The 22,427-nt window shown below is 63.4% G+C and carries 18 protein-coding genes; 6 read left to right on the forward strand and 12 right to left on the reverse strand.

What is annotated here, in order from left to right:
* Nucleotides 1-15: 15 nt before the first annotated feature.
* Nucleotides 16-2,343, forward strand: a complete 2,328-nt coding sequence (locus LVS58_RS12255) for a putative bifunctional diguanylate cyclase/phosphodiesterase (protein WP_233691297.1) — start codon at nt 16-18, stop codon at nt 2,341-2,343.
* A 36-nt stretch (nt 2,344-2,379) separates the two neighbouring features.
* On the opposite strand, the gene LVS58_RS12260 is transcribed toward LVS58_RS12255, so the two are convergent.
* Nucleotides 2,380-3,420 (reverse strand): SMP-30/gluconolactonase/LRE family protein, encoded by a 1,041-nt coding sequence (locus LVS58_RS12260; RefSeq protein ID WP_233691298.1) that lies wholly within the window; start codon nt 3,418-3,420, stop codon nt 2,380-2,382.
* A 127-nt stretch (nt 3,421-3,547) separates the two neighbouring features.
* Between LVS58_RS12260 and LVS58_RS12265 the strand changes: the two genes are divergently transcribed.
* A complete protein-coding gene (locus LVS58_RS12265; protein WP_233691299.1) occupies nt 3,548-4,447 on the forward strand; it encodes a LysR substrate-binding domain-containing protein in 900 nt (299 codons plus the stop codon).
* Between the two features lie 19 nt (nt 4,448-4,466).
* On the opposite strand, the gene LVS58_RS12270 is transcribed toward LVS58_RS12265, so the two are convergent.
* Both LVS58_RS12270 and LVS58_RS12275 read right to left on the reverse strand, forming a co-directional pair.
* The gene (locus LVS58_RS12270) at nt 4,467-5,606 is read right to left on the reverse strand and encodes a glycerate kinase (RefSeq protein WP_233691300.1); all 1,140 of its coding nucleotides are present in this window, start codon (nt 5,604-5,606) and stop codon (nt 4,467-4,469) included.
* A 140-nt stretch (nt 5,607-5,746) separates the two neighbouring features.
* Entirely contained in the window at nt 5,747-6,844 is a 1,098-nt protein-coding gene (locus LVS58_RS12275) for a sugar diacid recognition domain-containing protein (protein ID WP_233691301.1), read from the reverse strand.
* Nucleotides 6,845-7,007: 163 nt separating this feature from the next.
* Between LVS58_RS12275 and LVS58_RS12280 the strand changes: the two genes are divergently transcribed.
* The 4 genes from LVS58_RS12280 (at nt 7,008) to LVS58_RS12295 (ending at nt 12,301) form a co-directional block, all read left to right on the forward strand.
* The gene (locus tag LVS58_RS12280) at nt 7,008-8,327 is read left to right on the forward strand and encodes an MFS transporter (RefSeq protein ID WP_233691302.1); all 1,320 of its coding nucleotides are present in this window, start codon (nt 7,008-7,010) and stop codon (nt 8,325-8,327) included.
* Nucleotides 8,328-8,504: 177 nt separating this feature from the next.
* A complete protein-coding gene (locus LVS58_RS12285; RefSeq protein WP_233691303.1) occupies nt 8,505-10,025 on the forward strand; it encodes an FAD-dependent oxidoreductase in 1,521 nt (506 codons plus the stop codon).
* Nucleotides 10,026-10,097: 72 nt separating this feature from the next.
* A complete protein-coding gene (locus LVS58_RS12290; protein WP_233691304.1) occupies nt 10,098-11,108 on the forward strand; it encodes an aldo/keto reductase in 1,011 nt (336 codons plus the stop codon).
* Nucleotides 11,109-11,203: 95 nt separating this feature from the next.
* Entirely contained in the window at nt 11,204-12,301 is a 1,098-nt protein-coding gene (locus tag LVS58_RS12295; protein ID WP_233691305.1) for an alkene reductase, read from the forward strand.
* Nucleotides 12,302-12,342: 41 nt separating this feature from the next.
* Here LVS58_RS12295 and LVS58_RS12300 read toward each other — a convergent pair whose 3' ends face one another.
* From LVS58_RS12300 to benC, 9 genes are all read right to left on the reverse strand, one after another.
* Nucleotides 12,343-13,323, reverse strand: coding sequence for an LLM class flavin-dependent oxidoreductase (locus LVS58_RS12300; protein WP_233691306.1), 981 nt, complete (start codon nt 13,321-13,323; stop codon nt 12,343-12,345).
* 100 nt (nt 13,324-13,423) lie between these two features.
* Nucleotides 13,424-14,335, reverse strand: a complete 912-nt coding sequence (locus LVS58_RS12305) for a LysR family transcriptional regulator (RefSeq protein WP_233691307.1) — start codon at nt 14,333-14,335, stop codon at nt 13,424-13,426.
* 68 nt (nt 14,336-14,403) lie between these two features.
* A complete protein-coding gene (locus tag LVS58_RS12310) occupies nt 14,404-15,483 on the reverse strand; it encodes a metal-dependent hydrolase (RefSeq protein ID WP_233691308.1) in 1,080 nt (359 codons plus the stop codon).
* A 73-nt stretch (nt 15,484-15,556) separates the two neighbouring features.
* Nucleotides 15,557-16,807 (reverse strand): OprD family porin, encoded by a 1,251-nt coding sequence (locus LVS58_RS12315; protein WP_233691309.1) that lies wholly within the window; start codon nt 16,805-16,807, stop codon nt 15,557-15,559.
* 54 nt (nt 16,808-16,861) lie between these two features.
* The gene (locus LVS58_RS12320; protein WP_233691310.1) at nt 16,862-18,061 is read right to left on the reverse strand and encodes a benzoate/H(+) symporter BenE family transporter; all 1,200 of its coding nucleotides are present in this window, start codon (nt 18,059-18,061) and stop codon (nt 16,862-16,864) included.
* 99 nt (nt 18,062-18,160) lie between these two features.
* Nucleotides 18,161-19,075 carry a catechol 1,2-dioxygenase gene (gene catA / locus LVS58_RS12325; RefSeq protein WP_233691311.1) on the reverse strand — a complete coding sequence of 305 codons (915 nt, stop codon included), beginning with the start codon at nt 19,073-19,075 and terminating at the stop codon, nt 18,161-18,163.
* Nucleotides 19,076-19,104: 29 nt separating this feature from the next.
* Nucleotides 19,105-20,433, reverse strand: a complete 1,329-nt coding sequence (locus tag LVS58_RS12330) for an MFS transporter (RefSeq protein ID WP_233691312.1) — start codon at nt 20,431-20,433, stop codon at nt 19,105-19,107.
* Between the two features lie 57 nt (nt 20,434-20,490).
* Complete coding sequence (locus LVS58_RS12335) at nt 20,491-21,252, reverse strand: 1,6-dihydroxycyclohexa-2,4-diene-1-carboxylate dehydrogenase (protein ID WP_233691313.1); 762 nt, start codon at nt 21,250-21,252, stop codon at nt 20,491-20,493.
* A gap of 145 nt (nt 21,253-21,397) precedes the next feature.
* On the reverse strand, nt 21,398-22,408 hold the full coding sequence (gene benC / locus LVS58_RS12340) for a benzoate 1,2-dioxygenase electron transfer component BenC (protein ID WP_233691314.1): 1,011 nt from the start codon (nt 22,406-22,408) through the stop codon (nt 21,398-21,400).
* Nucleotides 22,409-22,427 lie beyond the last annotated feature (19 nt).

Here is a 22,427-nt window from a genome sequence, read left to right on the forward strand (position 1 = left end):
CGGGAACTATCAGCAGTGATTCGCCGTTCGCTTTCCTCCTCCAGCCTTCTGCGACTGCTGATCCTGATGCTCTGTGCCGCGACCCTGGCCTTTCTCTGGGGGCTCCACGTCACGCAGAAAGCCACCGCCCGACAGGGTGCCCTGGCGGCCAAGGCCATCGAGCACTTGAGCCTGGCCAGCATCGTGGGCGAAAACCTGCGACAGCTTGTCGAACGCGCCCAGGCGGTGGGTCGTGTTACCCAGGGCGACATGAAAGCGCTGCGCCAAGGCAACTTCAGCCTGGTACCCAGCCTGGCCGCAGACCCAGTGTTCAAGCGCTTGAGCCTGTACGACCGACAAGGCCGGCTGCTGTCGTCCAGCCATACCGATGAGGCCGCCGAGTTGCCGGCAGACTGGCTGCGACAACTGCAGCGGCACATAGACCGCTACGGTTTCAAACCTTTCCTGCCGAGCCTTCAGCCTGTCAGCCAAACCGCTGACCTGCCCACTGGGCGCCTGCCCTTCCTGCTGCCGTTGACCAATTCCACCGGCCGGGAAATCGACAACCTGTTGATGGTGCAAGTGGACGTCGGCTACCTGTCGGTGCTGTTTCAGCCTATCGACCTGGGTATCAGTGGCCTGGTGCGTCTGCTGCAGGATGACGGCCTGGAACGGCTGCGCATCGATAACAGCGGCGTGGTGACTGCCGGCGACCTATTGCAGCCCCCGCTGCAGGCGTTGCACACCGAAGCGGGCATGCTGACCCAGTACGTAGGGGGCGATGCCTACCAAAGCGTGTACCACCATGTACCCGAGCAAGGCTTCAGCGTGGTGATCAGCCAGCGCCAGGCAGAAATCCTCGCACCCTCGACGCTGGCCTATTCCCGGCAGTTCTGGTTGAACATGAGCATGACCCTGATGATCCTGGCCAGCCTGCTATGGACCTTGCGCCTGCTGCGCAAACGTCAGGAGGCCTTCGACGCGCTGGAACATGCCCAGCAGGTCAATCAGCAACTGATCGTGCGCCTGGAGGACGAACACCGACGCAGCAGCCACGCCGCCGCCACCGACCACCTCAGCGGCCTGCACAACCGCCGACAATTCGTCGAGGTGGCCAGCCAGGCGCTGACTCGGCAACGTGGCAAGCGCCGACTGATGGCGATCCTGTTCATTGACATGGACCGCTTCAAGTCGATCAACGACTCGCTTGGACACAAGATTGGTGACCTGCTGCTACAGGCTGTGGCCGGGCGTATCCAACGCCTGCTGGAGCCCGGCGACGAGGCTTCGCGCTTTGGCGGCGACGAATTCGTGGTGCTGCTGGCCGGCGAGCGCAGCGAGGAGCAGATCGACGCCTGGGTACACGACCTGGTGCAGAAACTGTCGACCGCGTACGCCCTGGATGGCCAAGAGGTCAACACCAGCCCCAGCGTAGGGGTAAGTATCTGCCCGCGTGATGGCCAGGACATCGACAGCCTGATACGCAGTGCCGACGCTGCAATGTACTCGGCCAAGCAGGCAGGCCGCGCGCAGTATCGCTTTTTCGACCCCTCGCTGAACCTGGCCGATATAGAGGCTTTCACCCTTGAACAAGCGTTCGGCAGTGCCTTGGCCGAGCGCCAGTTCGTGCTGCACTACCAGCCACAGATGCGCCTGGATACCCATCAGGTACTGGGCTACGAGGCGCTGGTGCGCTGGGACCACCCCGAGTTCGGCCTGCTGTACCCTGACCGCTTCATTGGCCTGGCCGAGCGCAGTGGCTTCATTGTCGAACTGGGTTGGGAGGTACTGCGGCTGGCCTGTGAAGCCTTGTCGAGCTGGAATGCCCAGGGCCGCAAGACACGGCTGGCAGTCAATGTCTCCGCCCTGCAGCTGCGTCAAGCCGACTTCGCTGATCGGCTAGTGAGCCAATTGCAGCAACATGGCATCGCGCCACAGCAACTGGAGCTGGAAATTACCGAAACCACCATCCTCGACCCCGAGGGCACGGCGGTGACACACTTGCATACGTTGCGCGGCGCAGGTTTGGGTATCACTCTGGACGATTTTGGCCGTGGCTACGCCGGTTTTGCCCACCTGCATTCACTGCCCCTGAGCAAGCTGAAGATCGATCGTTCGCTGATCGCGGTGCTGTCCAACAGCCATGACGACAGCCCTATCGTGTCCTCTACCATCATCCTGGCCAAGCGCCTGGGCCTGGAAGTGGTGGCCGAGGGGGTGGAAACCCGTGAACAGGTGGTGTACCTGAAGCTCGCCGGCTGCGACATCGCCCAGGGCTACCACTTCAGCCGGCCACTGTCGTTGCCGCAGCTGTGGGCCTACCCGCCCTTCAACGGTATCGAGGACAAGGAATGCGTGTACTGAGCGCAACGGCAGGCTGGGCACTGAGGTCGCAACCGCCTATTCCTTGAAACTGTGCTTGGCGACGCCGCCAGTTTCCGGGCGGATGGCATACAGGTCGCCAGCGTCCGGATAATGGTGCAGGTCTTCTGGCGTCATGTCGTAACGCGCGGTGCTGATGTACAAGGTGTTCATCCCGGGCCCGCCAAAGCAGCAGCTGGTGGGGCACGGTACCGGCATCAACACCTGGTCGGTCAGGTGCCCGTGGCGGTCGTAGCGCAGCAGGCAGCTGCCATGGTACTGGCACACCCACAGCCCGCCTTCGCGGTCCAGCGCCAGGCCATCCGGCCGGCCCAGTTCCGCGGGGGTTTCGGCAAACAGCGTAACGGCGCCCAAACGACCTTCGATAAGGTACTCGGCGCGGTAGATCGCACGCGCCGCGGAATCGACGAAGTACACCGTGTGGCCGTCCTGAGACCAGGCAAGGCCGGTGGGCAAAGCCATGTCATCATGGATTACCTGGTCGCTCAATTGCCGGTCAAAGCGAAAAAGCGCACCGGTATTGCCACTGAGGGCCTCGTCCATCAGGCCAGTGACGAAGCGTCCCTGCGGGTCGCAGGCGCCGTCGTTGAAGCGGTAAGTCGAGCGCGGATGGACCGATGCCGAATGCTGGCTCACCTTGCGTGTTGGCACATTGAAGATGGCCACGCTGGCATCCTCGGTGAAAATCAGGTTACCCCGGTCGGTCAGCGCCAGGGCGCCAATGCGCGCCGCAGATTCGTAAAGGCACTCGACGTCGCCATCGGGTGCCAGGCTGTTGATGCGCCCGCCAGAGATATCGACAAAGTACAGGATGCCGCTGCGCTCATCCCAGACCAGGCTTTCACCAAGGTCCGCGCGCGTGTTGGCCACTTTGACCGGCACGTAATTGCATGCCTGGATGCGGTTCCAGCGCTCGGCCACCTGCACACGGCCGAGGTCGGGAGGGTAGCTGACACTGCTGTATTCGTTGCAGCGCGTGGCGATGTGCTGGCCATTGCTGGTGCGCAAGGTGTAATCAGTGGGTTGGCACAGCGCACCGGCCAGGTGAGTAACGGGCATTTCTGGCTACCTTCAATTCTCCTTTATTACGATATCAACAAAAAAAACAATGGCTTAATATTAAAAGCATGCAACTTTGATATCTCTTGGATATCACCGCCGAGTCGCCGCGCTGCAGGGATGCTGGATGATCGAAACACGTTTGCTCAGGCAGTTCATCGCCGTAGCCGAAGAGCTGCACTTTCACAAGGCCGCCCAGCGCCTGCACATGGCACAACCACCGCTGAGCCAGGCGATCAACCGGCTTGAGGAAAAGCTGGGCTTCGGCCTGCTTCGGCGCAACAAGCGCTTGGTGCAGCTGACCGCAGCGGGTGCCGCGTTTCTCGACACCGCCTACCGCACGCTTGCTGAACTGGAGCAAGGGATCGAGTACGCGCGCAGCGTTTCAGCGGGGGTCAGCGGCAAATTGACCATCACGGCTATTTCCATCGCCTATTACGACTCGCTGCTCAACCGCTTGCGCCGCTTTCGGGAGACTTATCCGAACGTGCAGTTGACCATCCGCGAGATGCCATCTGCCTCCCAGGCCAAGGCCCTGCTGGCCGGTGAGGCGGATATCGGCTTCATGCGCAGGCTACCGCTGCCGGCCGGTACCCTGGAGGCGCGCTTGTTGCTTGACGAGCAGATCGTCATGGCGCTGCCCGCCAGCCATCCCAAGGCGCGGCACGAGGCTGTCGACTTGCGCGAGTTTGCCGATGAGGACTTCGTGTTCACCCCGCAGGCGCTGGGCGGGGGCTACCACGCACAGTTGGTTGCGCTGTGCGAATCGGCCGGGTTCTACCCCAAGGTCGTGCAGGAGGCGGCGCAGATCCACACCCTGCTTGGACTGGTGGCCTGCGGCTTTGGCGTGGCCCTGGTGCCGGAGTCGTTCGTCGGCTCAACACCGCGCGAACGCGTTCGGTTTTGCCCCATCCGCCCTGTCGATGACCAGCCCGCCCCAGGGCTTGGGCTGTACATGAAATGGAGCGCCCAGAATGCTTCGCCAGCGCTGGCCAACTTCATTGCCATGTTCGAGACGCAGCCATAAGGCCCTTTCTACCGGGTGTTCAGCCTCGCTTCGCACAGCGCCACAGCCGACCTATATCACAGGCCCTGGCCTGCAACAGCTCGGCAGCATTTACACACGCCTGCTCCAGGCTCATCGGTCCACTGGCCAGTGCAAATGCAGCGTCGACCCCATGGGCATACAACTGCTGATACCCCTCCCCCAAGGTCCCGGCCAGCACCACCACCGGCACGCCATGGCGTTTGGCAACCCGCGCCACCCCCATCGGCGTCTTGCCGCGCAGTGTCTGGGCATCGAAACGCCCCTCGCCCGTCACCACCAGATCTGCCCCCTGTGCCAGGGCGTCAAGGCCAGCCAGCTCAGCCACGACTTCCACCCCAGGGCGGAACTGTGCGGCCATGAATGCCCGGGCAGCGAAGCCCATGCCACCGGCGGCGCCAGAACCAGGGTAGTCGCGCACATCCTCGCCCAACAGTAGCGCACAATGGTCGGCAAAATGATTCAGCGCGTGGTCCAGCGCCTCCACTTGCTGCGGGTTGGCACCTTTCTGCGGGCCGAAGATCGCCGATGCGCCGTTGGCGCCACACAGTGGGTTGTCGACATCGGCTGCGACTTCAAACTGCACCCCGGCCAGGCGCGGGTCGAGGCGGCTGGCGTCGATACGAGCCAGCTTGGCCAAGGCCAGGCCGCCCTCCTCCAGCGCTTGCCCGTCAGCATCCAGCAGGCGCAGGCCAAGCGCTCGCAACATGCCACTGCCGGCATCGTTGGTGGCGCTGCCACCGATGGCCAGCACCACACGTTGGGCTCCGGCGTCGAGGGCGGCGACAATCAGCTCGCCGGTACCCCCGGTGCTGCTGCGGCAGGCATCGCGCTGGCTGGTTGGCACCCGTTGCAAACCACTGGCCTGGGCCATTTCGATGATGGCGGTGCGACTTTGCGGCAACCAGCCCCAGCCAGCCTCGACGATTTGCCCCAATGGCCCGCGCACAGCCTGGTGGCGCAATTCACCCTGGCTGGCGGCCAGGATCGCCTCCATGGTGCCTTCGCCACCGTCGGCCATCGGGCACTCGACCAGTTCAGCCTCCGGCCACGCTTCGCTCAGGCCCGCCGCGATGGCGCGGGCGACACCGGCCGCGTCGAGGCTGTCCTTGAACGAGTCCGGGGCAATGACGATCTTCATGGGGTTTCTCCTGTCTGATGAGCGGCATGCTGACAGGTGGCTGCCCTGGTGGCCTCGGTCAAATGCACAAAGCGCCGGCCGGGTTGTTTGGGCAGATGCCTTTTTGCCTGGTCCGGCCCAATCACCGGCCAGTGAATTCTTCACTCAGCTGGCAACAGTTGTAATCCCAGATATAAGCTAAGCATGCCTTCCAGGCGCAGCGGGTCGACCTCACCCAGCTCGGCTATCCGCTCCAGTCGATAGCGCAGGCTGTTGCGGTGGATACCCAGGGCATCGGCACAGGACTGGCTCTGGCCGTCATGTGCACACCAGGCACGCAGGGTGGTGAGTAACTGGCCACTGCTGTCCTTGGCGCGAATGCGCTGCAACGGCTCCAGCAGCTCGTCCAGCGCGTCGTCATTACGGTGGCGCCACAGCAGCGCCGGCAGCCGGTAGCGCTGCAGGCTCAGCAATCGTTCGCTGGGCAGTACCTCGCGGCCATAGGCCAGCAAGTCACGCACCCGGCGGTAACCACGGCGTAACTGCTCCAGGCTCTGCGCTGCACTCCCCAGGGCCAGTCGCTCAATGTCCCAACCGTGGCGTTGCAGGCGTTCCAGCAGGCGCAGTTCATCCAGGGCCACGCCAGCCGGGCGGCACCACAGCAACGACTGGCGGGCCGGGCTGACGCACCAGCTGTCCGGATAACGGCTCATCAACCATGCGGCCAGCGCCTCGGCAGGTGGCCCCGCGGTAATCTCGAACAGGCACGGTATCCGCGGTAGCTGAGGTTTCAAGCCCAACTGACGGGCTTCGTCCAGCAAGCGCGGGGAGTTGCCGCTGCCGCCGAGCAATAGCGCCAGCAGGTCGTCGCAGCGCTGCCTTCGCCATTGCTGGTCAGCCTGTAGATTGCGTTGGGCCAGCAGCATTTCGGCCGTCATGCGCACCAGTTCGCCATACGTGCGCACCTGCTGCGGGTCGCCGGTCAGGCCCAGCACACCCATCAGCCGCCCATCGAGCATCAATGGCAGGTTCACCCCGGGCTGCACGCCCTTCAGGCACTTGGCCGCGTCGCTATCCAGCTCGACGATCCGGCCATTGGCCAAGACCAGCTGCGCGCCCTCGTGACGAGTGTTGATGCGCTCCGGCTCACCACTGCCCAGGATCAATCCCTGGCTGTCCATGACGTTGACGTTGCAAGGCAAGATGGCCATTGCCCGGTCAACGATATCCTGCGCCAGGTCATGGTCGAGTTCGAACATTGCGTGGTCCTTTAGGCGTTTGGCGTTTGGGCTCGGGCACAGCAGCCTGGGCCAAACGCTGTGCAAAAGCACAAAGACAGGCTAGCCGCAGTCCCCGAGACTCGTCAGGGCGAGCGCCGGAACAGGCGACGCGGCGAAAACCATAACAACAGAGAACCCGATCATGGCACACAGCCCCGCCCCTGACCAAGGCACGGACACCACCCGCAACGCGCTGTACCGGCGTATCACCTTGCGGCTGATTCCGTTCATTTTTATCTGCTACCTGTTCAACTACCTGGACCGCGTCAACGTCGGCTTTGCCAAGCTGCAGATGCTCGACGCCCTGAAATTCAGCGAAACGGTGTACGGCCTTGGCGCCGGCATCTTCTTCATCGGTTACGTACTGTGCGGCCTGCCAAGCAACCTGGCCCTCAATCGCTTCGGCCCACGGCGTTGGATCGCGCTGATGATGATCGCGTGGGGTAGCCTGTCCACCTGCCTGCTGTTCGTCACCACCCCCACCGAGTTCTACACCCTGCGCCTGCTCACCGGCGCTGCCGAAGCCGGTTTCTTCCCGGGTGTGGTGCTGTACCTCTCGCGCTGGTTCCCGGCGGCCCGGCGCGGCCGTATCATGGCCCTTTTCATGTCGGCGATCCCGGTATCGGGCCTGCTTGGCGGGCCGTTTTCCGGCTGGATCCTCGAACATTTTGCCGCCGGCCTGGCCGGCTGGCAGTGGATGTTCCTGATCCAGGGCCTGCCAACCGTGGCCTTGGGCGTACTGGCGGTATTCCTGCTCAGTGACGGCTACCAGAAAGCCGCCTGGCTGAGCCCGGCTGAACGTCAACTGATCGCTGCCGACCTGCAGGCCGATGCCGCAAGCAAACCAAGCACCACCAGCGACAGCGTGCTGGCCGTGTTGACCAACCCGCTGATCTGGACCTTCGGCTTCGTCTACTTCTGCATCCAGAGCGGCGTTTACGCGATCAACTTCTGGTTACCCTCGATCATCAAGAGCATGGGCTTCGACAACCCGCTACTGATCGGCTGGCTCAGCGCCATCCCGTACCTGCTGGCAGGCGTTTTCATGATACTTTGCGGGCGCTCGGCCGACCTGCGCAACGAGCGCCGCTGGCACCTCGTGGTGCCAATGCTGATGGGCGCCGTCGGCCTGCTGATAGCGGTGAACTTCGCCGGCAACCCGAGCATTGCCATTGTTGGCTTGTCGATCGCCACCATGGGCGCGCTGACCGGCCTACCGATGTTCTGGCCAATGCCCACCGCGCTGCTCAGTGCCGGAGCCGCCGTGGCAGGTCTGGCGATCATCAACTCGGTAGGCCAGATGGCAGGGTTCCTCAGCCCGTACCTGGTCGGGTTCATCAAGGACCAGACCGGTTCAACCGATGCCGCATTGTATTCGCTCGCGGCGTTGATCGTATTGGGTAGCCTGGTGGCCTTGCGTGTAACGCGAGCGGGTTCGCTGAGTACTGCACGGACGAGTTGAGTCGTTCGCAGGCTGCCCCCTCCCACACGTTTTCAAGCCTGTGGGAGGGGGCAAACCTGCAAGGAGACCCACCCAAGCCACACGAAATCCACACCCTTCCACCGATCGTCAGCTCAACGCATCCCCTCCCCGCCCCAGGCGTCAAATGGTTCCAATGGCCCTTTTGGAGAAGCCCCCATGACCCAGCACGCCGTGGCACGCTTGCCCCAGCTCGACGAACACCGCCCCCTGCGCGTGCAGGCCGGTAGCGAAGAACTCATTCTCGTCCGCCAAGGAAAGCAGGTACACGCTTTTCAGGGCAACTGCCCCCATGCCGGGGCGCCACTCGACGAGGGCGTCGTCTGCGGGGGCCTGCTGGTCTGCCCATGGCACAAAGCGGCGTTCGCCGTTGACGACGGCGTGGTCTGTGAGCCGCCTGCACTCGCCGACCTACGCCGCTACAAGGCGTGGATCAAGGGCGATGAAATCTGGGTCGATGACCAGCCCCTGCCGGCAACCGAACCGCCCAGGCACAGCGATGCCCGCTGTTTCGTGGTGGTCGGCGCTGGTGCCGCCGGCAGCGCCGCCATTGCCACCCTGCTGGCTCATGGCTTCGCGGGCCGGCTGGTATGGATCGATCAGGAGCGCCAGCCGGCCTACGATCGCACAGCACTGAGCAAATTCGTGATTGCCGGGCAGATGCCGCCCGATGAGGTCCCCGCACTGCTCGAAGCCGGCGCCCTGCGCAAGGGTCAGCTGGAGCGCAAGTACGGCAAGGTGCGCACCCTGAACAGCCAGAAGCGCCAGGTCACCCTCGCCGATGGTCAGCAGATCGATTACGACGCCTGCCTGCTGGCAACCGGCGGTAAAGCACTGTGCCCAGACATTCCCGGCGCCGACCTGCCCGGGGTGTTCACCCTCCGCTCACTGGAAGATGCTGCACAGTTGATCGATGCAGCCGAGCCTGGCCAACCTGTGGTTATCGTCGGTGACGGCTTCATCGGCCTGGAGGCAGCCTCGGCATTGCACAAGTATGGCTTGCAGGTACACGTGGTCACGCGCCACGAAGTCCCTCTGGCCCGACAGTTGGGCGAGCGGATCGGGCGCTGCATTCGCGAGCTGCATGAACGAAAAGGGATCACCTTCCACGGCCCCACCGAGGTCGAGCGGATCGAAGGCCAGGACAAGGTCGAAGCGGTGCAACTGGCCAATGGTGAACGGCTGCAGACCCCCTTGGTGCTGCTCGGCACCGGGGTAAAGCCCGCCACCGCTTTCCTTCAAGGCGTGCCGCTTGGCGAAGACAAATCGGTAAGGGTCGACGCAGAAATGCGCGCAGCAGACGGTTTGTGGGCCGCAGGTGATATCGCCACATTCCCGCTCACGGGGCGCCCGGTGCGCATCGAGCACTGGCGCCTGGCCCAGCAGCACGGGGTTATCGCCGCCGCCAACATGCTTGGCGAACAGCGCCGATATGCCGATGTCCCGTTCTTCTGGACCTACCAGCATGGCCGCACCTATGAAGTGCTAGGCCATGCCAGGGACTGGAACCGGATCGAATTCGTCGGCGCGCCGGAAAAAGGCGATTTCGTTGCCCTGCAGTGTGTGGATGAACGCGTCGAGGCCGTTATCGCCAAGGGTTACTCCGATGCCATGGCAACGCTGTCACAACGCCTGAAGCGCCCATTGAGCCTGCAGGAGGCGTTGGCGCTCATTGGCTGATGGGCGCCTTTCAATGCATCCCGGTTGTGTGTAAAACAGGGAGGACAGCCGACTGCATAAGGACCCACGCGCATGATCTACCGCCCTCTCGGCCACAGTGGCCTGCAGGTTTCCGCCCTTACCCTGGGCAGCATGATGTTCGGCGAGCAGACCAGTACCGAGGATGCCCTGCGCATCATCGACAAGGCCTGGGACCAAGGCGTCAACTTCATCGACACCGCCGACGTGTACAATGCCGGGCGCTCGGAAGAAATCGTCGGTGAAGCCGTGGCACGCCACCGCCATGACTGGGTCGTCGCCAGCAAGGTCGGCTTCGGCCCGGCCGACGGCCTGCCTAACCGCAGCGGGTTGTCGCGCAAGCACATCTTCAATGCCGTGGAGGCCACGCTGACCCGCATGGGCATGGACTACCTTGACATCTACTACCTGCACCGCGAAGACCACAAGGTACCGCTGGAGGAGACCGTGCAGGCCATTGGCGACGTGTTGCGCCAGGGCAAGATCCGCTACTGGGGGGTTTCCAATTTCCGTGGCTGGCGCATTGCCGAGGTCTGTAATGTCGCCGAGCGCCTTGGCGTGCCCAGGCCGGTAGTCAGCCAACCGCTGTACAACATCGTCAACCGCCAGGCCGAGCCCGAACAGCTCACCGCCGCCGCCGCCCATGGTCTGGGCATAGTACCCTTCAGCCCGCTGGCCCGAGGCGTGCTCAGTGGCAAGTATGCGCCGGGCGCGGTGCCGGACGCCGGTAGCCGCGCAGGGCGGCAGGACAAACGCATCATGGAAGTGGAATGGCGCCAGGAGTCGCTGACCATTGCCCGGCAGATTCAGGCGTATGCAGAGGCCAAGGGGGTGGGTATTGTCGAGTTCGCCATTGCCTGGGTGTTGAATAACCAATGGGTCAGTTCGGCGATTGTCGGGCCGCGGACCGAGGAGCAGTGGGATACCTATGGCGGTGCATTGGCCGTGAAGATCACGGCCGAGGACGAAACCTTCATCGACTCATTGGTGACGCCGGGGCATGCGTCCACGCCGGGCTTCAATGACGTGGCGCATTATGTAAGTGGCCGGCTGGCACGTAGCTGACGCATTGGGGAGCCCTGAGCCGGGCTCCCGGTCCCCCCTTTCCCCAATCACCTCGGTATCGTGCGCACCATTGGTTTTCCACCTCTGGAGCTGCAATGAAACTCTTGCAACCGCTGCAAATCGGCCCAATCACCCTGGCCAACCGCGTATTCATGGCTCCCCTCACCCGCCTGCGCAGCCTGGAGCCGGGTGACGTACCCACCGCGCTGATGGCCGAGTACTACCGTCAGCGCGCCAGTGCTGGCCTGATCATCACTGAAGCCACGCAAATCTCCTTCCAGGCCAAGGGCTATTCTGGCTCGCCCGGCATTCACAGCGCCGAACAGATCGCTGCCTGGAAGCACATCAACGAAGGCATCCATGCCGATGGCGGCCACAGCGCCGTGCAGGTGTGGCACACCGGGCGGGTGTCGCATACCTCGCTGCAACCTGGTGGCGAGGCGCCCGTGGCCCCTTCGGCACTGCCAGCGGATGCACGCACCACCCTGCGTGACGCGCAAGGCAACCTGACGCGCGTGGAAACCTCCGCACCCCGGGCGCTCAGCGAAGCGGAGATTGCCGACATCGTCGCCGACTTTGGCCGGGCCGCGATCAACGCCTGTGAAGCCGGCTTCGACTTCATCGAGTTGCACGCCGCCCACGGTTACCTGCTGCACCAGTTCCTCACCCCAAGTGCCAACCAGCGTGAAGACCGCTACGGCGGCAGCGTGGAAAACCGTGCGCGCATCGTGCTGGAGGCGGTGGACGCGGCCATTGCCAACTGGAGCGCCGACCGAATCGGTATTCGCGTGTTCCCGTTGGGTGGTTTCAATGGTGTGGACAATGGCGAAGACCAGGAAGCCGCCGGCCTGTACCTGATCGGCGAACTGGCCAAGCGCAACCTCGCCTACCTGCACCTGTCCGAGCCGGACTGGGCCGGTGGCAAGCCACTGCGTGACGAGTTCCGCCAGGCAATTCGCGCCGCCTACCCCGGGGTGATCATCGCGGCGGGTGCCTACACCGCCGAGAAAGGCGAAGACCTCATCGGTCGGGGTTTGATCGATGCCGTGGCGTTCGGGCGCGCCTACATTGCAAACCCCGACCTGGTGGAGCGTCTGCGGCTGCAGGCGCCGTTGAATGAGCACCGGGCGAAGTTCGATTACGCCAATGGGCCTGAAGGGTATACGGATTATCCGTTCCTGAAGCAGGCTTGATGTAAAAACGGGCGCTCATGGGGGCGCCCGTTTTTTTCGTGTTAGCCCAGTTCAGCCAGCGCCTGCGCGGCATAGGCATGTGACCGCTGCCGCGCCAGCGGGTCATGGATGCGACAGTCGATCATCAGCTCGTCCGCCCCAGTCTGCTCGATCAGTGAGCGCAGCCCTTCCTGCACCCGTTCAGGTCCTCCGGCTACGGTGCAGGCCATCACCTGCTCAAGCACTGCGCGTTCGTGGTCCGGCAAGCGTTCGATGTAACCCTCTTGCGGCCTGGGCAGCAAGCCAAAGCGCCCGACATGCAGGTCCAGCATCCACTTGCGGTGAGAACTGGCCAGGTAGTCCGCCTCAGCATCGCTGGCAGCGGCGAACAGGTTCACGCCCACCATCACATACGGTTTGGCCAGTTGCGCGGAAGGCTGGAAGTTGGCGCGGTAATGGGCAATGGCCTGCAGCAGGTAACGCGGGGCAAAGTGCGAGGCGAAGGCATAAGGCAGGCCCAGCTTCGCCGCCAGGTCAGCACCGAACAAACTGGAGCCGAGGATCCACACCGGTACATCGTGTGCGCCCGGTACGCCGCGCACCCTGCGTTTGCCGTTGTCTGCCAGGTAATCACGCAGCTCGGCGATGTCCTGGCTGAAATCACGCTCTGGCGCGGCTCCGCGCAATGCCCGCACGGTCGGCCCGGATGTGCCTGGCGCACGGCCCAGGCCCAGGTCTATACGGCCCGGGTGCAACGTATCGAGGGTGCCAAACTGTTCGGCCACCACCAACGGCGCATGGTTGGGCAACATGATGCCGCCGGCACCTACCCGAATGTGTTGGGTGGCATTGGCGATTTCGTTGATCACCAACGAAGTGGCAGCCGAACCAATGCCCGGCATGTCATGGTGCTCGGCGATCCAGTAGCGGCTGTAGTGCTGCTGCTCGACATGCCGGGCCAGCTGGCGGGATTCTTCGATCGCGTCGGCGAAGGTCTTGCCTTCGCCGATCATGACCAGATCCAGTACGGACAGTGCAGTCATGGGGTCTCCAGAGGGATTATCAGTGGCTGCCAGTTTCCATGCTGCTCCGCCAGCGATAAACCCAGTTTCAGGCCCGGCATCGGGGCCTGGCATTCCCCAATCAGTATTCCCAGGGCACGCCCGGCTCCCAGCTGGCCACCAACAAGTCGATGAAGCCGCGTACCCGAGGGGACAGGTGGCGCTTGCTTGGGTAAACGATGCGAATGGGGTCTGCCGGGGGCCGGTAGGCGTGCAGTACTTCCACCAGATTGCCAGCGCGCAGATCGTCACCGGTGATATAGGTAGGCAGGTGAATCAGACCGAAACCGGCCCGGGCGCCGTCGAGCATGGCCTCGGAACTGTCGATGTTCAGCCGCCCGGGGTCTTCGCACAGGTGCAGCCCCGCTTCAGTGTGAAAGCGCCAGGGCATGGCCTTCTCGCCCGCCAGGAAGGCGATCTTGTCATGGCCATAGAGGTCGCCGGGTACCTGCGGTACACCGCGCTTTTCCAGATACGCAGGCGATGCACAGGTCACGAACTGCTGCCAGGCGACGGTACGCGTCAGCAATTGCGAATCTTCCTTAGGTGCACCGATGCGCACGGCGACGTCCACGCCCTCTTCGACCAGATCAACGAAGCGGTCGGTGAAGCGGATATCCGCCCGCAGTTCGGGCCATTGCTTGAGGTACTGGTCGAGGATAGGCAATACATGGCGCTGCCCGAGCGACAGCGGCGCGGTCAGGCGTAGGGTGCCAGTAGGCTTGCCCCGGCGCTGGGCCATGGTGCTTTCGACCTCGTCCAGGTCATCCAGAATCTGCCGCCAACGCTCGAACGCCACAAGGCCCTCATCGGTCAGGCTCAGCTTGCGTGTAGTGCGGTTGAGCAGGCGCACCGCCATGCGGGCTTCCAGGCGGACGATGCTCTTGCCCACCGCTGAACGCGTCAGGCCCAGGCTGGCAGCCGCAGCGGTGAAGCTACCGGCCTTGGCGGCACTGACGAAAGCGGCGATGTCGCCGAAGCGGTTGGGTTCCATGGTGTTTTCCTGACGCTGATCGAACCGCCATAGATGGGTGCACTTTCAGGCAATGCAAGGTTCCTGGTCTATTGGGGCTGCCTTGCAGCTTCAGTCTGCCCGAGGTAGCGATCTGTCCAGCTGGCCAGCGGCAGTGGCGGCTGCTGGTCGACAATGCGTCGCCTGATAAGCACCAGCTCTTGAGCGTTGAACAGTGAGCCAGGCCCGCTGCCTCGCCACGGCGACGGTACACCGACAATCCACTGCCCTTGATGATCGCGGTGAGCCATGTTGAAACGGAAGGTGTAATTGCCCGGGATCCCCATGCGCAGGTCTGTGACCACCAGTGCGTCGCCAATCTGGTCATAACGCAGCCAGTCATCGGTGAACCAGCGCAAGCGCTGGTGCAAAGGGTCATTTTTCAGTGCTTGCGCCAGTTCCAGGTGGCGCGACAAGCGTTGCATTTCGGGTGGTTGCTGGTCGAGCACGCTGCTGATGCCTTCGTAGTAATCGCCATCCGGGGTCTTGGCCAGCACCCGCCAGACCAGGCTGTTGAATGCCATCGGCACAGCCCGCACCTCGCTCACGACGATACCTTGCTGGTCCAGTGCCGACTGCAAGCGCTGCTCGGCAGCCATGCGCCCCGCCAGGCCGAAACCCAGGTAGCAGGTACTGAACACCAAGGCCATGGTCAGCAGGCGGGTAGCCCTGCGGGTCACGCCCTTCATGAGGGTGTAGATCACCGCAGCCAGCAGCGGCACGGTGTAGACCGGGTCGATAATGAACACCGCCGCCCAGCTTTGCGGGGTGGTGTGCAGGGGCCAGAACAACTGCGTGCCGTAAACCGTGAAGGCGTCGAGCACCGGATGGGTTACCAATACCAGCCAGAACGCCACAAAAAGCCGGGGCAAGGTATACCCCTTGCCAGGCCAGCGCCTGTTGACCAGCCAGGCCAACAGCAAGGCCAGGCTGGTGAGCACGAACAACGAGTGGGAGAAGCCGCGATGATAAGTCATCTGCGACACCGGGTCGGCATAGCGAATGATCACATCCAGGTCCGGCAACGTGCCCAGTGCTGCACCATACAGCAGCGAGCGCCGTCCCTGGATGCGCCCCAGCACGGTCCCTTGCAGGGCCGCGCCGAGTAAGGCTTGGGTGATGGAGTCCAAGGTGGTGTTCCTGAAAGCGTCGTTTGCGCAAGCTACCCTTATCCACCCCTGATGCGCAATTCTCCTGGATGACTCAGAACAGCTGCCATGTGTACACCAGCGTCAGGCGGTTCTCGTCGATATCACTGCGGTAGTTGGAGCGCGCCATGGCGTTGCGCACCCGTATCCCCAACCCTTTCAGCGCCCCGCTCTGCACCGCATAGCCGATATCAAGATCACGCTCGCGATCACGCCCCTCGTACCCCAGCCCGGTATCGACATTGTTGCCGGTGATGTAGCGCACGGTCGCTGTCAGGCCCGGCACGCCCATGGCGGCGAAGTTGTAGTCGTAGCGCACCTGGTAAGAGCGTTCATCGGTGTAGGCAAACTCATAGGTCGGCACCTCGTTGCCCAGCGGCGAGATGTTGGCGAACACCCGTGGAAACGGGCTGTCGCCATAAATGCCCTGGTAGCCTGCGTGGAAGCTGTGCCCGCCATGCCGCGCAGTGAACATCGAGAAGAACGCCTGGTTGTCGATGTTGCCCAGCAGCGCGTCGCCTTCCTCACGTGCGGTGAAATAACCCAGGTTGGCGCTGAGCACCCAGTCGCCGACGGGTTTGCTGTGCTTCAGGCCAACAAAGCCTTGTTGGTAGTTGTCCTCCAGTTCACCGTACCAAAGGCTGACGCTGCTCTGGTTGGCATTGAACGCATAATCCCCACCCACATAGTTGAACGCGTCGCTTTCGGCCTGTCGCATCGGCACATGGCCGAGCATCGCGTTCATTTTGCCGTCGCCACCTTCGTTGCGCAGGTGGGTGCTTTTCAAGTGCCCGGCCTGCATGGTCAGCCCGTCGATTTCCGAAGAACTCAAACTCACGCCCTGATAGGTAGGTGGCAACAGGCGAATGTCACTGAACGTCAGCACCGGCAGGTTGGGTTGCAGTTCACCTGCACGCAGTTCGGTTTTTGATATCCGGGCCTTGAAGGTCGGCGCCAGGCGGCTGTACTCATCGGCAGCACGGCCGTCGCCATGCACCGGCAACAGGCCGGTGTTGGTACGGTTTGGACTGCTGTCCAGCTTGATCCCCAGCAAGCCCAGGGCGTCCACGCCAAAGCCGACCGGGCCCGGGGTGTAGCCACTTTTGAAGTCGAGGATGAAACCTTGGGCCCACTCCTCGGCCTTGGACTGTTTGTTGGCTCCGACTATGTCGGAAAAATCGCGGCTGAAGTAGTAGTTACGGGCACTCAGGGTGGCCTTCGAGTCGTCGAAGAAGCCGCCTTCGTCAGCCAGCAGTGGCTGGCTGAGCAATGTCAGGCCCAGGGCAACGCAAGGGGTGTGGTTCATTCCGAAGCTCTCTTGATCTTGTTTTTATGGGTAAAGCGTTGGAAACACGGCAGTTCATGGGGTACGGCGCAGCACCTCCCGGGCACGGGGTTGGCGCAGCCTCAGCAGCGCGTGCGCCAGCAGGCCGAACAGCAGCCCCCAGAACGCCGCCGACAGGCCCAGGAAAGCCACCCCCGACGCGGTGACCAGGAAGGTGAACAGGCCGGCGTCGCGCTCGGCCGGTTCTGCCAGGCTGCGGACCAAGGCTTCGCTGATGGCGCCATACAGGGCCAAACCGGCCAGGGCAGCGATCAGTACGGCGGGAAAGGCGGCGAACAGCGACATCAAGGTGGCCCCGGCAATGCCCAGTAGCAGGTACAACACACTGCCAGCCACCGCCGCTACATAGCGTCGTTGGGGGTTTTCATGGGCTTCATGGCCGGTGCACAGGCTGGCGGTAACCGCCGCGAGGTTCAGCCCGTGGCAACCGAACGGCGCCAGTAGCGCCCCAGCCAGGGCACTGGCGCTGATCAGTGGGCTGGCCGACGTGGCGTAGCCAGCATTGCGCAGTACCGCCATACCCGGCATGAACTGCCCGGTCAGCGCCACCAGCACCATCGGCAGCGCCAGGCTGAATACCGCCGACAGGCTGAACTGGGGGGTGATCCACTGGGGTGAAGCCAGTTCCAGCACCAGTGCCTCGCTGCGCAACGCACCGCAGGCCACAGTCACCAGCATGCCCACCCCCAGCACCGCAGCCACTGCATAGCGCGGCTGCACCCGACGCATCAGCACGTAGGTGACGAACATCGCCAGTACCAGCAGCGGTTGCACCGGCAAGGCGCGAAACACCTCGATGCCAAAGCTGAACAGGATCCCGGCCTGCATACCGGCAGCGATAGAACCCGGCAGGCGCGCGATGATGCGGTCGAAGGCCCCGCTGATGCCAATCAGCAACAGGACCAGGTTGGCCACCAGATAGGCACCCACGGCCTGCTGCAGGCCCAGTTGCGGCAAGGCGGTAACCAACAGGGCCGACCCCGGGATCGACCAGGCGATCACCACCGGCACGCGGTAGCGCAGGCTGAGCAGCGCACCGAGCACGGCACTGCCCATGGACACGGCCCAGACCCAGGACGACAACTGCTGGTGCGACAGGCCGGCCGCTTCGGCGGCGTGGAAAATGATCACCAACGGGCCGGCGTAGGAGATCGTCGTGGCAATGCCGCCGGCGACGATGGCCGATACAGAGCAGTCCTTGATCAGCGTTTTCATGAAGCTTCTCGCAAGGCAGCGGCCGGCCTTTGTGGCGGGCTCTTGTTTTTGGTGTGGGCTGTTTCGCGGGCTTGCCCGCGAAACAACCCACTCGGTGGGTCAGGCCTCCTGCAAAGCCCGCGGCCGCCCGCTGCGTTGCTCATCCGCACCGCCCTGGGCCTGCTGCAACTGGAAGTCGAACTTCAACTCGGCATGCCGACCATCCGGCCCTTCGATGAACACCACCTCCCCGACCAACCCGTCCCGTGTGGCATAGGCAAAGTCATCCCACAGGTACTTGTCCCCCGACAGGTTTATCTGCGTGGTCAGGTGTCGATACCCTGGCGCCGAGATAAAAAAGTGCACATGCGCCGGGCGCTGGCCATGACGGCCCAGCAGGTCCAGGCATTCCTGGGTTGGCCCCTGCGGGTCGCAGCCATAGCCCGACGGCACGATGGAGCGCGCGCGGTAGCGCCCCTGGGCATCGGTAACGATGCGCCGACGCAGGTTGTACGCCGACTGGCTTTGGTCGAAGAACGAATAGGTACCACGGGTATTGGCATGCCACAGGTCGACCGTGGCACCCGGCAGCGGGCGTCCGTGCGGGTCCAGCACCTGGCCTTCCAGGAACATCACCGTGGCGACGCCCTCCTCGCTGCCGTCGTCCATGCGCACTTCACCTTGGGCAATTGGTGCGCCAGCCACGTACAACGGGCCTTCGATGGTGCGTGGAGTACCGCCAACCCGCCCTGCCTCCTGGTCCTTGGCATCCTGCAGCAGGTCGAGGAAGTGTTCGATGCCCAGCCCCGCCACCAGCAGCCCGGCTTCGCCGCGCCCCCCCAGGCGGTTGAGGTAGTCGACGGCGTGCCAGAACTCGTCTTCGCTGATGTCCAGGTCTTCGATCAGCCGCGCGGTATCCTGCAGCAGCCGCTGCACGATGCGTTTGAGGCGTGGGTTGCCGGCAGTATTACCAAAGCCTGCGGCCTCCTCGAAGAACTGCTGTACCTCGGCGGTGTGGGAAATTTTCACGGTCATGTGGGTTACCTCGTCTTGTTCTGTTCGGTTCAGGCCTGCGCCGCCAGGGTCTGGGCGTGGCGCCGACCACTGGCCAGGTGCACGGCCATGGCCAGCGCGGCGATGGCGCCAGGGATGGCGAAGGCGATGAAGTTGAGTTGAAGTGGCAGGTTGATGCCCATCAGCGCACCGCCCAGCAGCGGGCCGACGATGGCGCCGTTGCGGCCGATGCCCGAGGCCCAGCCCAGGCCGGTAGAGCGCACCGACAGGCCGTACATCTGCGCAGCGCCGGCATACAGCAGAATCTGCGTACCAATGGTGGTGGCGCCGGCTATGAAGATCAGCAGGTACAGCACCGGCATCGGGCTGTTCACCCCCAGCAGGCTGATCGACAGTGCGGCGGCAATAAAGAACGCCACCTTGACCTTGACCAGGTTGTAGCGGTCGCCCAGCCAGCCGCCGAGGATCGCCCCGGCCATGCCGCCAAAGTTCAGTGCCAGCAGGAATGACAGGCTTGAGCCCAGGCTGTAGCCGGCGTTGGCCATCAGCTTTGGCAGCCAGGAACTCAGTGCGTAGACCATCAGCAGGCAGCAGAAGAACGCAACCCACAGCGCCAGGGTGCGAATCGCCAGGCCATTGCGGAACAGTTCCAGCACCGAAGCGCCGCTGCCCTTGCGGTCGGTCGCCTGAAGCACGTCATCGGCCTGGACGTCGCAGTCCGGGTCCAGCCGTTTGAGCAGCGTGCGTGCTTCCTCGATACGGCCTTGGCGCACCAGAAAACCGATGGATTCAGGCAGGTAGTAAAGAATCACCGGTAACAGCAGCAGCGGGACCGCTGCGGCGAAGAACATCGACTCCCAGCCAAAACGCGGCAACATGAAAATGCCGACACCTGCCGAAAGCATGCCGCCCAGCGAATAACCACTGAACATGATCGCCACCAGCGTGCTGCGCAGGCGTTTGGGCGCGTATTCGTTCATCAGTGCCACGGCGTTGGGCATCAGGCCACCACAGCCCAGGCCGGCGATGAAGCGGTAGATGCCAAACTCGCTCGGGCTGCTGGCAAAGCCATTGAGGATGGTCGCCCCCGAGAACAAGGCGAAACAGATGGCAATGCCCTTCTTGCGCCCGATGCGGTCGGCCAGGCTGCCGAAGGCCAGGGCGCCGAACATCATGCCGAACAGCGCATAGCTGCCCAGTGCTCCGGCCTGCAACGGGGTCAGGCCCCACTCTTTCATGATGACCGGCAGTACCACACCGTAGATGAACAGGTCATAGCCATCGAAGATCAGCAGCAGGCCGCACCAGGCCATGACCATCCAGTGAAACGGGGTAAAGCGCGCTTTGTCGATAATCGGGTGTACGTCAAGGGTTCGCATGGCATCTGTCGCTCTTTTTTTTGTTTTGGAAGAAAGCTTTTGCCTTGAGGTTGCGTTTCAGCCGAGGTCGCCGCCCCCTACCGGAAGGGTCACACCGGTGATGTACGAGGCTTCGTCGGAGGCGAGGAACAGAATGGCCCCCACCTGCTCGTCGATGCTGCCGTAGCGGTGCATCAGGCTGCTGTCCAGGGTCTGGTCGACGATCTGCTGGTACCAGCGCTTTTCCTGCTCGGTTTGCTCTGCACTGTTGCGCGGTACACGCCGGGGCGGCGCTTCGGTGCCACCCGGCGCGGTGGCGTTGACACGGATCCCGCGGCCAGCCGTTTCGAAGGCCAGGCAGGCGGTCAGCGCATTGACGCCGCCTTTGGCCGCGCCATAGGGCACACGGTTGACGCCGCGGGTGGCGATGGAAGAGACGTTGACGATGACGCCGCTGCTGCGTTCAAGCATGTACGGCAGCGCCGCATGGCAGCACCACAGTGTCGGGAACAGCGAACGGCGTACTTCGGCCTCGATCTGCTCGACATCGTAGTGCTCGAAGGGCTTGGCCCAAATGGTGCCGCCGACGTTGTTGACCAGAATGTCGAGGCGGCCAAAGGTTTCCACCGCGCGGGCCATGACCTGGGCGCAGTCGGCGTGTTGTTCCAGGTCGGCGGTGAGGGTAAGCATGCCTTCGCCAGCCAGCTCGTGGACCAGTTCGGAACGGTCTACGGCCACCACTTGCGCACCTTCGGCCTTGAGCCGCCAGCACACGCCCCGGCCGATGCCCTGGGCGGCACCGGTGACCAGGGCGACCTTGCCTTGGAATCTGTTGTTCATATGCAAATCTCCGCCTTCCCGTGCTCCCTGTGGGAGCGGGTTTACCCGCGAATGCGTCCGACAAGACAACGCTGCTGTACCGGCCGGCCTCTTCGCGGGTGAACCCGCTCCTACAGGGGCGGTGTCATGTTTGAAATGAAAGGAATCAGGCCGCCGCTGCGAACTTCTCGTAGTAGAAGTTGGCCGGGGTAATGCCCTGTTCGCGCACGTACTGGCTGACCGCTTCCACCATGGGGGGTGGCCCGCACAGGTACACATCCACGTCGCCGTCATTAAGGTGGTGTGGCTCGATGTGCTGGGTGACATAGCCCTTTTGCGGGTACTGGCTGTCCGGGTTGGCCACGCAGGCGCTGTAGGTGAAGTTGGGGATGCGTGCTGCCAACGCTTGCAGGCGGTCGAGCTCGACCAGGTCGAAGTCGTTGGTCACGCCGTAGATCAGGTGCAGCGGGTGTTCACTGCCCTGCTCGGCGATCTTCTCCAGCATCGCGGTGAACGGTGCCAGGCCGGTACCACCGGCCAGCAGCAACAGCGGGCGCTGGATCGGCCGCAGGTAGAAGCTGCCCAACGGCCCGGCCAGGCTCAGGCTGTCGCCGGCTTTGGCAAGGTTGGTCAGGAAGCTGCTCATCAGCCCACCCGGTACGTTGCGGATGAGGAAGCTGACTTCACCGTCCTTCTGCAGCGAGCTGAACGAGTAGGCCCGGCTCTGCTCACTGCCCGGCACCTTGAGGTTGACATACTGCCCCGGCAGGAAGGCCAGACGGCTAAGGGCCTCACCCTTGATCGACAGGGCGATGGTGCTGACCGACAGCTGACGCACATCGCTGATGGCGGCCTCGAAACTGGCCTGCTCGGTCTTGCACAGCTGCGACGAAGCCGGGATGCGGATGACGCAGTCGCTTTCGGCGCGCATCTGGCACGTCAGCACGTAGCCTTCGGCGATTTCATCTTCGCTCAAGGCGTCTTCGATGAAGTTGTCGCCAAGGTCATAACGACCGGACTCAGCCTTGCACTTGCAGGTACCGCAAGCGCCGTCACGGCAGTCCAGCGGAATGTTTATGCCCTGGCGGTAAGCGGCGTCGGCCACGGTTTCCTGACCGGTGGCTTCAATGAAGCGGGTAACCCCGTCTTCGAAATTCAGTGCGATCTGGTAGCTCATGTTGCACCTCGCGGGCGAG

This window comes from Pseudomonas sp. JR33AA (genome assembly GCF_021378985.1).
Taxonomy (GTDB): Bacteria; Pseudomonadota; Gammaproteobacteria; order Pseudomonadales; family Pseudomonadaceae; genus Aquipseudomonas; species Aquipseudomonas alloputida.

Excerpts from the sequence above, each read along its gene's own strand:
- LVS58_RS12260 (WP_233691298.1), bottom strand. The coding sequence starts at position 3,420 with ATGCCCGTTACTCACCTGGCCGGTGCGCTGTGCCAACCCACTGATTAC.
- LVS58_RS12265 (WP_233691299.1), top strand. The coding sequence starts at position 3,548 with ATGATCGAAACACGTTTGCTCAGGCAGTTCATCGCCGTAGCCGAAGAG.
- LVS58_RS12270 (WP_233691300.1), bottom strand. The coding sequence starts at position 5,606 with ATGAAGATCGTCATTGCCCCGGACTCGTTCAAGGACAGCCTCGACGCG.
- LVS58_RS12275 (WP_233691301.1), bottom strand. The coding sequence starts at position 6,844 with ATGTTCGAACTCGACCATGACCTGGCGCAGGATATCGTTGACCGGGCA.
- LVS58_RS12280 (WP_233691302.1), top strand. The coding sequence starts at position 7,008 with ATGGCACACAGCCCCGCCCCTGACCAAGGCACGGACACCACCCGCAAC.
- LVS58_RS12285 (WP_233691303.1), top strand. The coding sequence starts at position 8,505 with ATGACCCAGCACGCCGTGGCACGCTTGCCCCAGCTCGACGAACACCGC.
- LVS58_RS12290 (WP_233691304.1), top strand. The coding sequence starts at position 10,098 with ATGATCTACCGCCCTCTCGGCCACAGTGGCCTGCAGGTTTCCGCCCTT.
- LVS58_RS12295 (WP_233691305.1), top strand. The coding sequence starts at position 11,204 with ATGAAACTCTTGCAACCGCTGCAAATCGGCCCAATCACCCTGGCCAAC.
- LVS58_RS12300 (WP_233691306.1), bottom strand. The coding sequence starts at position 13,323 with ATGACTGCACTGTCCGTACTGGATCTGGTCATGATCGGCGAAGGCAAG.
- LVS58_RS12305 (WP_233691307.1), bottom strand. The coding sequence starts at position 14,335 with ATGGAACCCAACCGCTTCGGCGACATCGCCGCTTTCGTCAGTGCCGCC.
- LVS58_RS12315 (WP_233691309.1), bottom strand. The coding sequence starts at position 16,807 with ATGAACCACACCCCTTGCGTTGCCCTGGGCCTGACATTGCTCAGCCAG.
- LVS58_RS12320 (WP_233691310.1), bottom strand. The coding sequence starts at position 18,061 with ATGAAAACGCTGATCAAGGACTGCTCTGTATCGGCCATCGTCGCCGGC.
- catA (WP_233691311.1), bottom strand. The coding sequence starts at position 19,075 with ATGACCGTGAAAATTTCCCACACCGCCGAGGTACAGCAGTTCTTCGAG.
- LVS58_RS12330 (WP_233691312.1), bottom strand. The coding sequence starts at position 20,433 with ATGCGAACCCTTGACGTACACCCGATTATCGACAAAGCGCGCTTTACC.
- LVS58_RS12335 (WP_233691313.1), bottom strand. The coding sequence starts at position 21,252 with ATGAACAACAGATTCCAAGGCAAGGTCGCCCTGGTCACCGGTGCCGCC.
- benC (WP_233691314.1), bottom strand. The coding sequence starts at position 22,408 with ATGAGCTACCAGATCGCACTGAATTTCGAAGACGGGGTTACCCGCTTC.